Raw genomic sequence first — 434 nt, 5'->3', positions numbered from 1 at the left:
AAGCGGACGTTCGGCTGCCCCTCGGCCTGGTTGATCACCACCCGTGGCTCGGCCCGCTCATAGCGCACCTGCGGCTGGCCCTGCTGCTGGAACTGCACCTGAGCCTCACGCTGCGACTGCTCGAACATCACCTGCGGCTGGGCCTGCTCGACCTGCACCTGGGCCTGCTGCTCCTGCTGCTGCACGCGCACCTCCGGACGGGGCTGCTGCACCTGCACCTGCGGCTGGGCCAGGGCCACGTTCACGTCCGGCTCGGGCATGCGCACGATGATCTCCGGCTGCGGGATGTTCACCGTCACGGTCGGCTGCGGCTGGCGCACCAGGATCTCGGGCTGAGCCTGGTTCACCGTCACCCGCGGCGGCTGCTGGCGCACCATCACCCGCGGATCGGCCGGGTTGACCCGAACCGTGGGAGCGGGCTGGCGCACCACGAT

1 protein-coding gene is annotated in these 434 nt (G+C 70.7%); it reads right to left on the bottom strand.

Annotated elements, in window-relative coordinates:
* Positions 1-434, bottom strand: a 434-nt coding sequence (locus LG661_RS24895) for a hypothetical protein (RefSeq protein WP_230534670.1), incomplete at both ends; no start/stop codon positions are given.

The organism is Microvirga roseola, from assembly GCF_020866965.1.
Lineage (GTDB): Bacteria > Pseudomonadota > Alphaproteobacteria > Rhizobiales > Beijerinckiaceae > Microvirga > Microvirga roseola.
This window is presented reverse-complemented; position numbering and strand designations above follow the sequence as displayed.